This is a genomic window from Okeania sp. SIO2F4 (assembly GCF_010672385.1).
In the GTDB taxonomy this organism is placed as follows: Bacteria; Cyanobacteriota; Cyanobacteriia; order Cyanobacteriales; family Microcoleaceae; genus Trichodesmium.
Window position 1 is genome coordinate 1 of record NZ_JAAHGT010000235.1, and the last position, 11,434, is coordinate 11,434.

The window sequence follows — 11,434 nt, forward strand, 5'->3', positions numbered from 1 at the left end:
TGCCAAACTTTTAAGGTGCGGACGTAATCTTCGCGATCGTTCCGGACAGCTACTATTTCAAAAATTCCTTTGCTAGCTTGAATCATCTCTGATAAGCGAGGTAAATCAGATTCAGGGAAAATATCTTCAGCAAAAAATTGACTGATATCTTTTTTTGTTGAATTCTCATGTATGGCATTACTTTGAATTGACATCCAACCACCGGGTTTTAACAAGGAATGGCATTTCGAGAAAAAAGAACGATAAACTTCCAGTTTTTCAGTTTCAGAAATTTCTAATTTAGCAAAATGTGAAAATGCTTCTATGGAAATAATCCCCTCATAAGGCTCTACTGGAGAATGCTCGGCCCAACTTTCAAGAAATACCTCTATATTAGGATGATTAAGAGCAGCACTCATTTCAGCATGAGATTTGTTTAAAGTTATTCCTACAGCACGTTCAACTTTATAAGTATCAGCTAGACGTCTCAAAAGAGAACCCCAACCACATCCTATCTCTAATACTCTTTTGGCATCTTTAACCCTAGCTTGATTAATATGAAAATCCAGTTTTCTGATTTGTGCTATTTCGTAAGATTCATCACCTTCATTTTCTTCCCAAAGCGCACCGGAATATACCATACTCTGGCCTAGAAAAAGCTGATAAAAACTGTTGCTAATATCGTAATGATACTTTAGAGCTTCAAAAGAAGTGCCGGGATTTTTGGTTTTTACATTGGTCATTTTTATTGAATTTTCCTGGGTTTAATTTGTTTTGCTTGCTTTTCTTTGAGTCTATGCCACTTTTTTTTGCTCCTCCAAATATTTAGCTAAAGCCTCTATTGTTTGGTAATCGTATGGTATTGTAGGGTCTATGTTAAGACCGAAAAAAGTTCCTATGTCTCCAGTCATTACAATTGCTGATGTTGAATCTAAGCCGTAGTCAATAAATGGTTCTTTAATATCTACCTCTTTTTTATCTATCTCTAAGATTTCAGCTAAGTAAGAGACTAACCACTCTTGAATTTCTGCCTGTGTCAATTGATAAGTTTGAGTTTGCATTTTTTTGTTTTAATCTTAATTATTAGTTTACTGGTGTTGTAGTTATGAGTTTTTTCTTGGAGACTCATACCTCAAAGAATTAACTTTGATGTTGCATAGAGCGGGGGATAAATTGTAGGTTGGGAGAAAAGATGAATTAGGAATTTACCGAATAATTATTAATTAAATAATTCTGGTTTTAAGCTTCTCCTTATTAAGGAGAAAAAAGTGCTAGGATATTTCCTGATATTCAATTCCCGTAGGGTTTTAACTAGAGGTAATTATCAATTATCAATTATCCATTAATTCAGCAACGCCTTAACTTTTTTTAGCTTCTATCATTTCTCTAGTAGGAGACTGAATATTCCATGCTAATCCCATAAATTGTAAAATGCGGATCGCCCAATAGCCAAAGTCTATCTGCCACCACTTTAAACCAAATTTGCCAGAATTAGGGAAAGCATGATGATTGTTATGCCAAGATTCTCCCATAGTAGGAATAGCTAGCCAGATATTGTTTGTACTTTGCTCGCGAGTCTTGAAAGGACGAGTACCATATAAATGAGTGATGGAATTGATGCTATTTGTAAAGATGTACGACAAAAATAGACGTACCGCACCTCCCCATAAAAATCCTGATAATAAGCCTTTCCAAGTTCCCGTTAATATGCCTCCTAAAATAGTAGGAATGGCAATTCCAATCATTACCCAAACGTAGTAAAGTTCGTTGATTTTTGCAATAGATTTATCCCGAAGTAAATCTTTAGCAAATAATAAAGTATTTGTGATTTTGTGAGTGAACATCCAGCCAATTTGGGCATTCCATAACCCTTGAATTTGACTAAAGTATTGCTCGCCACCTTCGGAGCAATAGGGGGAATGAGGGTCTCCTTGGCGATCGCTGTACTGGTGGTGACGTCTGTGATTGCTAACCCAATAAGTTACAGGACCTTGAAAAGCCATACAACCAAGTATTAGTAAAATAACTTTAACAGGAGTATGGGTTTGAAAAGCACCATGAGCAAATAGCCGATGGAAACCAACAGTAATTCCCAGAAGAGTCAGAATGTACATAACTAGGAATAGCCCGACTTCTACTATGCTAATACCCCAGTAAAACGCGGTTATTATTGCAGTGATGGAACCTAGTAAAGGAATGATATTAATCGCTAAAGCATGAACTTGTTGTGCTTTTTTCAGGCGATCGCTTTCGATGGTTATTCTTTTTCTATACAGTCTTTCTTCTTGTATTTCTAATTCGGTCGTTTGATCTAATATTGACATAAAATGGGATATCGGTGGTAGGTACTGATAGTTGACAATTATTAGACTGGTCTTTTTCCCTTTTTCTGACTTTTTTTACCCAACCACCCCTTTTTCTTTTAGTTTCGGCGAGTCGCATTGAGTCAGGCGATCGCTGTTGGTTGATTTGGGTTAGGAGTGGAGTACCGAGGGTTGAGTTACTAGAGACTAGAGGAAGTCATTACAAACCATACATAATCTGCTATGAATTTCTCTAACCAAGGGTATGACCTCCCCAATTATGAATTAGATCCCAATCTGGCTCATAAGATCTATCTTGACTAAGAATATGCGCAATACCATTTTCCACCTCTCGAAACCGTATAGCTTCGTTCACTGCTATAATCAGGCGAGTCAAAGCACGTTTTGTTTCTGAGTCGAGCTGGCAACCATTATAGCTGGCAACCTTGTTCACAGCATCTTTTAGATTATTGTTTGTAATTTCTGGGAAAGGAGGATTAGGATAGCCGAGGCTTGCATAAGAGCCATCTTGGGCCAAATTTTTTCCTTTAAGGTTACAAGTTCCCTGCCAAGGAGGAGGAGGGTTAATGTCAAAACGATATATAACATTGTTTTGGTTTTTAAATGCTACTGTATATACAGAAGCATTGGCTGGCGGTTCCTGTGGATTAGCCTGAAAAGCTAAATTAATAAAGAAACTAGGTTGTGCATCTGAAGCCTGTGGATGAATAATCAAAATTTCAAGACAATTGAGTAATGTTCCGTTAGCCCTGATTCGATCGCGAAGACTTCTTATGTCAGAATTGTAAGCACCGCCATGTTTAAAGCGTATTGAGACAGTTGCCATTTACTTATTCTATACCAAGAGTTCTATTATACTTTTTATTCTGGAAACGGCGAGTCGCATTGAGTCAGGCGATCGCCGTTGGTTGATTTGGGTTAGGAGTGGAGTTCAGAGAGTTGAATTAGGAAGAGTTGGACAAGAGGCGATCGCCTCACTCACTTTTCATCCCCTAATTTTCGAGTCCGTGCCGTCCCTTACTCTCCTGTACCGAGACACACCCATCTATAGCTGCTCGATGATAGTAGTTATCACTGCCTGTCCATATTTATCGGACTCACTTAGATGTATAGTTTCCCTTGGGGAGGAACAATTTAAGTATAATATTTGATCTGATTCCCCCGGAGACAGAAAATATGTGTCGGAATCATTCTGGAATGTACAATCGGAATCTTCCACATGTATTCCTATATCATTTCCCTCCGACATACTCGGTTTTCCATGATAAAAAAAGTTACTCTGACTACCTGGATAATCATATTTGCATTCATAATCTTTATCTAGCACGCATGATGCTTCTATTTCTACTTTGAGCTCTTGCCTCACTCCGGACATTATCGTTTCTTCGGCATGGGCAACCTGTATCTGACTCACTAGGCTCATCACAACCACTGTCACTACAGCTATTATGACTTGACTTAATTTCCTCATTTCTTGCTCTCCATTTTTCTTATATTCGTTGCTGCTTTTTTCCTTTTTGGTCTACTCTTTGATTTTTTTGTTCGCTTTTACCATCTCAGTCATAGTACGTGGAACGGTTTTTCGAGCAGGTTTCTGAGTTGGGGAGCAAAAGGAGATGGCAAGAACCATTAAGGAATACTCTTACCATCTGGTGGATTTTATTGATAAGTGCAGTTACATTAAAAAGGGTTCTGATTGGATGGGTTGGAGTAAAGGTTTTTGCCTCCATCCTGACTTTTCGTCCCCATAAGTTTCACGTTCTGGTCTGCACTTTCCTATCTCTCAGTCATCAAGTTACACCCACATACTCCTTCTTGATTTATCAAATACCGCATAATTAACGGTAAGCAGTTACTGTTGCCCTTCCGTGAATACAGTATGTCTCTAGGTTTATTTTAGTCCGCTTTGCATCACATTGTAAGTTCATGTCTTGATCTTGTATTCCACGTTGCAGATAAATCGATGCCTTGCCTGTCTCATGCCAAACACAATCGTCTTCTACAACACGAATTCCTATCTCGTCGTGCTCTTCCGCTAGGCTTGGTGTTCCAGTAAAATAAAAGTCAAACTGACCATTAGGAAATGTATACTCGCATGTCTTATCCATATAAATCACGCAATCCTGAGTATCCCTGGATACTGGTATTTGCTGTACACCGAACTCTAGTGCATGGGCTTCTTGGATCGGGGTCAGTAGGCTTACCAAAAACGCAATCACTACTGCTATTATGGCTTTACTTAATTTCCTCATTACTTTATCTCCATTTTCATTTCAGCTTATTGACTAAACTATTTCAGTTTCGCCTTCTCCCTATTGACGATTGATATGTATGCTTCCTGACTTTTCTTGGATATTTTAATCTAATGGGCTTTTCTCTGTTAGATTTAATAAATATGTGAAATTCTTTAATTGTCCTAGATAGTCAAGTAAGCTTGGCTGGGAGTTAAGAAACGATAGCTTTTTGACCACACTCTGTTTCAGGAGTTCTCCGCCATTACTGCTCTGTTTCCACATCAACCCCTTGTGCCACCATTCATTAAAAGGAGCCTCCCCACATCCTGTCCATCTCACATCCCCCATCAAACCCGACAACATAACTCCCATCATCCGCGACCGCACATTCTCACCACAAACATTTGCCCCTTCGCCTATCTTCTCCTCAACCATACCCAACGACAACCCTGCACCATCCACCAACTCAGATTTTTCGGCCTCATCCACCTCTACACACTCTTCCGACACCAATACCGTCATAGTCTCCAACCCCTGAGAATTTTCGGGGGCAATATCCGCACTCACAACTTCCGACTCTTCCCGCTTCTGCTCTTCCCCAGACACCCCAGGAGTTGCCGATATCTCCTGCACCGAAACATTTGCTAAATCTTCCTGTTTCTCGCACGACCTATTGCTTTCCCCTAATTTCTTCCCTGTGCCCAATACCGACCCATCAAAATGAATGAAATAACGGCTCAAAATCTCCTTCAACTTTTTCCGTGCTTGGGAGATGCGCTTGTAAACACAATCTATGGAAATTCCTTGCCGCTCGACAATTTCCTGATAAGAAAGCTCTTGATAAAAATGTAAAATAAAAGTTTCCCGCATCCGTTCGGGCAAAGAAGCGATCGCCCGTCGAATCACCACTGACCTCTCATCCTTCTCCAAAACCTGCTCCGGCAACTCCACCGCGGAGGCAACCCCCATTTCTCCACGATCGCCTACCCACTCTATATCATCAACACCCACAGCACTCCGAGAACGTTTGCGGATTAGATCCAGACATAAATTTCGAGTCAGAGTCATCAACCAAGCAGGCAAATTAGCAATTTTCCCCGCGAACTTCCGCACCATTTTCAATGCTTTCAGCATGGCCTCACTCAGAGCATCCTCTGCATCTGAATGGTTAGAGTTCATCAACCTCAGACAGCAGCGATAAAGTCGGTCTCGATGGTCGCACCATACCTGCCAAAACTCGTTTTCTATATCCTCTTTCTCCAATTTCTGAGGATTTTTGCCTTTTCCAGGAGCGGCTGCCACAGGAGCGGGAGTCAAGGTCGCTAACATCGCCATACTTCCTCCCTCATCTGTAGTTTGACCTCCTGGGATCGGGTCTGTTAATTTTCCTTTTTTCTCGGCCTTGAGATGAACCATATATCAATTAATTTGGGGTTTTCAAAGTGTTTTCAGTGTTTTAATTTTGCTGCAACACGATCCGATAGCTACCGTGAAGTCAACGTCAACTGCTTAAGTAGATTTTTTTTATAAATAAAGATAATTATTTTTAATACCAACTTTGCCTTAGAACTTGTTTGAAAAGTATGAATTTTGATTTAGATCCCCCCTACCCCCCCCTTGAAAAGGTGGGAAATACAAGGTCAAGTCCCCCTTCTTAAGGGGGATTTAGGGGGATCGATGACTTCTCAAACAACTTCTTAGTCAAAACTAAAAAATAATCTCTGACTGATTTTGAGCATTTATTTTGGTCAATATCTAAGGTGATTTGCTATCAAATTATTGTATCCACTCAATATGATGGGGAAGGCAATTATTATAGTTGCCAACACCAACCAAAGGAACTAACAGAAGAGCGATACTGCTGACACCACGCTGCGCGAACGTAAATAATAGTTGCCATAGAGGGAATATTACCCATATTGGAATTGCGTTGGCGGAGCAAGTGCGGCAGCTATATCGCGTACATATTCAAATCGGACAAGTGGGCGATCGCAACAGTTATCTCGAATGCAGCAACCGCAGGTTCTCATTTGCAATCTTAGTCTTTCATCTCGCTATCTATCCAGCGATTAAACAGCTCTATTCGATCGTCAGACCAACAAGCATCATAAGGAAGAGAACCCTTGTTCAGTCTTTCTCGAAGCTTTTCCGCATTTGCTCGGACATTTTCCACATCATCAAGATTGATTCTGTCTAACTGTTGCAGAGTTTCTACATCGAAATCTCGAAAGAGTGGCCTGATATCTATGTTGTAACCCACCCCATCGGATTGTCGGTATGCTTGCCTTGGGGGAAGGGGATCGAGATTGGGTTCTCGTTCGTGGTGGACACCAATCTGACCTTGTTGCTCGTTATCTGGTGCTTGTTTGTCAACCCACTCGCGGACAAATTCTTGTCTGGAACTATCTACTTGCGGTCGATAGCGGGGCATTTTACCAGTTTTACTAGAACTCTCCTCTAATCGACTTACCAGTTCCGAGCCTTCTGCGGTTAAATTGCAGTCCTCGTCTTCATTGCGATTGAGGAAAGGTCGATTAAACATATGCAATTTCACAAATTGCTCGCGATTGATTCCCGCCCAGAAATTGGTGTGACCATCGATAGAAAACCCTCTCACCGATTCTTCCAGAATATGAGCCACCTTCTGGAAAGCTTTTGTCCGAGCATCTGTAGGAATAGACTGACCTGCTGCCAACGCCTCTAAAATGCTCTCGCGTCCAGTGTCAGACTCGTTCAAATCTTGCAAAAAGTGGTCTTCTTCATCATAACTAGGTTGAAGCATTTTTTTCACTAGGCACAATGAAGTTCGGACGACATCTAAATGAACTCGCCAACGATCGCGTTCGTTGTCTGCTAGATCGAGGGTATAGGGCAACTGAAAAGGAGGACCGGCTGTCTTATTGCTAAAATCAGGCAGCGATTTTAGGGGCAGGCGTACCATTTTCTGGGCAATTTTCTTAAGATGGCGCATTTCATCGAAAGCCCATAAAAGTAAAAAGCCACGGGGAGTGCGATCGCCTTTATCTGGCCCTGAAGATACGTAGCGACCACCCGTTGTTCTCAAGAAATGGATTAAAAAAGCCAGCAGTAACCGATAGCGTAAGTTGAACAAATGTCCCCAGTTACGGGCGCGAGGGTTTGCTATATAGCCCCGCTGCCAAAAGGCGGCACGAATAGACTCCTCAAGTGCAGATCCGAAGATAGAACGCGGTCGTGTGGTACTAGGGCTAGTTGCCACTGGCCAGACAAAATCGACCTCCTCATCCTTTAACTTGTTGAAATCCTTATAAAGTTGAAAGAATCGCTCGAAATGGGAATCAACCTCAGAGCCATAGCCTTCTCCTTGTTCGGCAATGATTTTGAGAGCTTTGACGGCTTCCTGGCGTACAGTTTCCGGATGAGAGCCTTCAAAGCTATCCACATAAACTCGTCGAGACTCATTCTTATCATTACTTTTAAAACCCTCATCATAACCCCAATCATCCCAGGTGGCTTGGAGGTCGATCCGGTCTGTCTGAAAATCTTCGTCTTTGAGTCCCTCTTCAGGTTTCTCAAATAGTTCGATCAGACGTTCGTAAATTGCTCCCACGTGCTGAATAGGATGATTGTCATTGGCACACTGAGCTGTTTTGGCAATTTCTTGGAGTTTTTCCCATATTTCCTTAGGAATCTCCCCCTGTTCGGCAGGCCGTTCGGCGGTAATATACTTAGCTAATGACTGCTTTGATAGGGGTTCGAGCTTGAAACGGAATGGATAAAGTTCGCTTTCAAAGGGGGAGTGTTCCCGCTCAAAATTTAGGGGAGCGCCAATCAGGTGCAGCAAATTTTGTACCGTCATCAGATGCCCCATTTCTTCCCGTGCTAGTTGAGCCAATCGCTGGTAGAGCGATTTCACTCGTCCCTTTATCTCATGGTTTTCTTGGTCGTCACGCACGGAATAGGCAGCATAGAGGTACTGAACCATTAAAGCGTGTTCCACTTCCGCTGCTACCGTCAACAATAAGGCTGCTTCATCTCGCGGGTTTCGTTTGAGATCAAAACTCAGGGGCAATTTTGCTAGGTCAAGGGTTTTGATCGCAGTCTCGCCCTCTAAGGACGGTTGACAAGCTAGAACCTCTAGGGGGATATCGTAGTTTTTTTTCATTGCATTAATCCTCTCGAAGTTGATGGGGAATACTCGCAGTTAAGGGGATTCGAGTTCCAGTGCGTTCTGGAAAAATCAGTCGGCTTTCTGCATAGCCATCACAGGTGACGCGCACCATAAACTGTCCGGGGGGTAACTTTTGCCCGTTGTCATCTCGTAAATCCCAAGAGAGAGAGCGATCGCCTGCTGCGGGATTCTGTTCTTCTAGCAAAGTTCGTACTTGTCCCGCAAAGCGATCGTAGATAACTACAGATAAGCTTGTTGCACCCTCGGGTATGGTGAGGGGAACAAGTGCGCGATCGGCAGCGATTTTAAGTTCCGTTGCTCCGAGCAAGCGGTTACTAGCTACTTCCCCTTCTTTTTGCTCGTATAACTCTTGATTGGTGTATTTATAAACAGTGTTACCGGAGGCATAAGCAACACGTTTCTCATCTTGGCCAACAAAGCGAAATCGGTTAATATATTGACCTATATTGCAACGAGGGGGACAGAGATAGCCGTCAGTGGGTTTAGGCCAAGAGCCAGTCATGTCGATCCAGGTTTTACCCCCATCTCTTGTCTCGCTAGTGCGACCGCTGTCAAAGGTTGCATCTCCCCAACCACCAACCCAACCAATATTACGATTCCAAAAACCAATGCCTTCCAGGTTCTCATTAATCATATGACATTCGTCGCGAATTTCTTGTCGTCGCCAGGAGTCTCCCCCGTCTTCGGTAATGAAAATTGCTCCTGCTTTCAGGTTCTCGCAGGCAACTACCCCAAACTCTGGATCGTTCTCTAAAAATTGGATTTTCCAACCCCATTCCCCTAATGGAACATTTAACGGTTTATCCTTCTCATATTTGAGCATATCTGTCCAACTTTTGCCACCGTCTGTTGTTTTCAGGATTGTCGGCACAACATCGTCACGACGGGGGTTAGGCCGAACCGAACGACCGCCGACAACCCAACCTATCTGGTCGTTTTGGAAGTAGATATCCACTAGAATGCAAGCTAGATCCTCCATATCCCTCACAATCCAGGTTTTACCGCCATCATCTGTTTTGAAGAAGCGTGCGGGTCGTTCGGGGTAGTTGGTTCCCGCTGCGAATACGTGGTCTTTGTCGAGTACCCAAAGTCCGCAAACGGCTGAGGGGGCATCGGCTTTTTCTTGGCTGATATATTTCTTGGGCAGGTTATCTACCAAAGTCCAGGTTTTACCGCCATCACTGGTGCGGTAGAGTTGTTTCCCTGGAGTTACGCAACCAACCCAACCATGTGTACCATCTGTGGTCATTCCAATACAACGTAAGTAAGCTCCATCTAACTGTCTTTGGAGCTGCCACTGACCTCCGCCATTTTCTGTTTTTAGGATTTGTCCATTCCCGTTAACAGCCCAACCAACATCAGGAGTGATGAAAAAAATATCGTCATAACGACTAGCCAATGGTGCTGGTGTGGCTATCCACCGATGGTCATTGTTTGTTTTGTTCATATTCTAAATCCTCACTTGAGTTATAAGTGGAATCGACTGTAAATTATTTGAGAAAAAACCGGACAATGGCTTTTTTTCCTTTATGGAAGCTGCTGAAATGACCTAAGTTCATTTTCAGTGAACGTGAACCCAGATAACTTGGCACTTAACTATAGTTTTTCTAGTTTTAAGCAAGCTTATAAATTAGCTTTTTAGCAGTATCAATCACTGATTTTGTAGGTATTACACAAACTTTCTACCACAGTCTCGACATTAAAAGTTCTGCTTGCTATTGTGGATTTTGCCATTTTTGACAACAGAATTAAAACCACATTTAAGGGCAAGATAGTGATGTCATGTCTATGACTAGAGAAAGACAGCTTTCAGACCTTAATACCCTGAATACTTCACAGTTACTAATAAATTAGCCTGAGAGAATTTCGTAATAGTTGTACAAAAAATATACTTTTTTTGAATGTTGTTCTCTGAGTTATTACCAACGATACTCGTACCAAAAACAAAACACAACCCCAAAACTTTATATAAAGTTTATATGATTTTTTAGACAACTTCATATAAACTTTATATGATTTTTTAGACAACTTTATATTGTCCCCGGAAATTTACCTAAACCCTCATTTATCAAAATAATATGGGTCTAAAACCCCGCCTTTTAAGGCGTAATATTTTTGGAGAGTTGCTCAAAATCCCCGTTACAAAAATAACTTCTGACTTCTGACTTCTAACTTCTGACTTCGTTAAGCGGCCACATTGTGGAATTTTATCCCCTAAGTAAGCTCGGCCATCTCTACCCAATTACGATCAAATACCCATTCATATATACGGTTATAAACTTTGATAACTCTCTCTTCCTTTACCACCAACCCTGACAATAACAACTCTTTTTCTTCTGGACTATCAATGGCCATTACTTGGCCTTCTACTAATATTTGTTGATATAATTGCAGTAGTTTATTCCTTGGCTGTGTACTATAAAGAATGCGATCGCGTATGGTTCTTAAATGTTCTGGCTGATCTTGTATTTCCCAATTTTCTATGACGTTGGTTCGCACTAATTTTTCTACCCATTCGGCTTCATTATTGGTGGGGATAGTTGTGGAATAGTTGCGTATAATTCTACAAATTTTTTGGGTTAAAAAAGGTTGTCCGTTTGTCCAAGCTAATACTTCTGTTAAGACTGTTTCTGGATTACTAACTTTTTCTGTTAAGCCTTGCAATAAAGGTTGTGCTTCGTGGAGTTGAAAGCCTTTTAAGCGAATTTCTTTACTAATATTTAATA

Annotated in this window: 8 protein-coding genes and 1 pseudogene; all 9 read right to left on the reverse strand. The window is 41.6% G+C overall.

What is annotated here, in order from left to right; genetic code table 11:
• The coding region (locus tag F6K22_RS16300; protein WP_293099735.1) for a class I SAM-dependent methyltransferase at positions 1-722 on the reverse strand (722 nt) is incomplete at its 3' end.
• 51 nt (positions 723-773) lie between these two features.
• Complete coding sequence (locus tag F6K22_RS16305) at positions 774-1,040, reverse strand: acyl carrier protein (protein WP_293099737.1); 267 nt, start codon at positions 1,038-1,040, stop codon at positions 774-776.
• 297 nt (positions 1,041-1,337) lie between these two features.
• Positions 1,338-2,303 carry an acyl-CoA desaturase gene (locus tag F6K22_RS16310; RefSeq protein WP_293099740.1) on the reverse strand — a complete coding sequence of 322 codons (966 nt, stop codon included), beginning with the start codon at positions 2,301-2,303 and terminating at the stop codon, positions 1,338-1,340.
• Positions 2,304-2,535: 232 nt separating this feature from the next.
• Entirely contained in the window at positions 2,536-3,129 is a 594-nt protein-coding gene (locus tag F6K22_RS16315; protein WP_293099743.1) for a ribosome-inactivating family protein, read from the reverse strand.
• A 1,012-nt stretch (positions 3,130-4,141) separates the two neighbouring features.
• Positions 4,142-4,555, reverse strand: a complete 414-nt coding sequence (locus F6K22_RS16320; RefSeq protein ID WP_293099746.1) for a hypothetical protein — start codon at positions 4,553-4,555, stop codon at positions 4,142-4,144.
• Between the two features lie 105 nt (positions 4,556-4,660).
• Entirely contained in the window at positions 4,661-5,953 is a 1,293-nt protein-coding gene (locus F6K22_RS16325; RefSeq protein WP_293099748.1) for an RNA polymerase sigma factor, read from the reverse strand.
• A 622-nt stretch (positions 5,954-6,575) separates the two neighbouring features.
• A complete protein-coding gene (locus F6K22_RS16330; protein WP_293099750.1) occupies positions 6,576-8,681 on the reverse strand; it encodes a ferritin-like domain-containing protein in 2,106 nt (701 codons plus the stop codon).
• 4 nt (positions 8,682-8,685) lie between these two features.
• Positions 8,686-10,155 (reverse strand): YCF48-related protein, encoded by a 1,470-nt coding sequence (locus F6K22_RS16335; RefSeq protein WP_293099752.1) that lies wholly within the window; start codon positions 10,153-10,155, stop codon positions 8,686-8,688.
• Between the two features lie 767 nt (positions 10,156-10,922).
• A pseudogene (locus F6K22_RS16340) lies at positions 10,923-11,434 on the reverse strand (hypothetical protein); the annotation flags it as partial.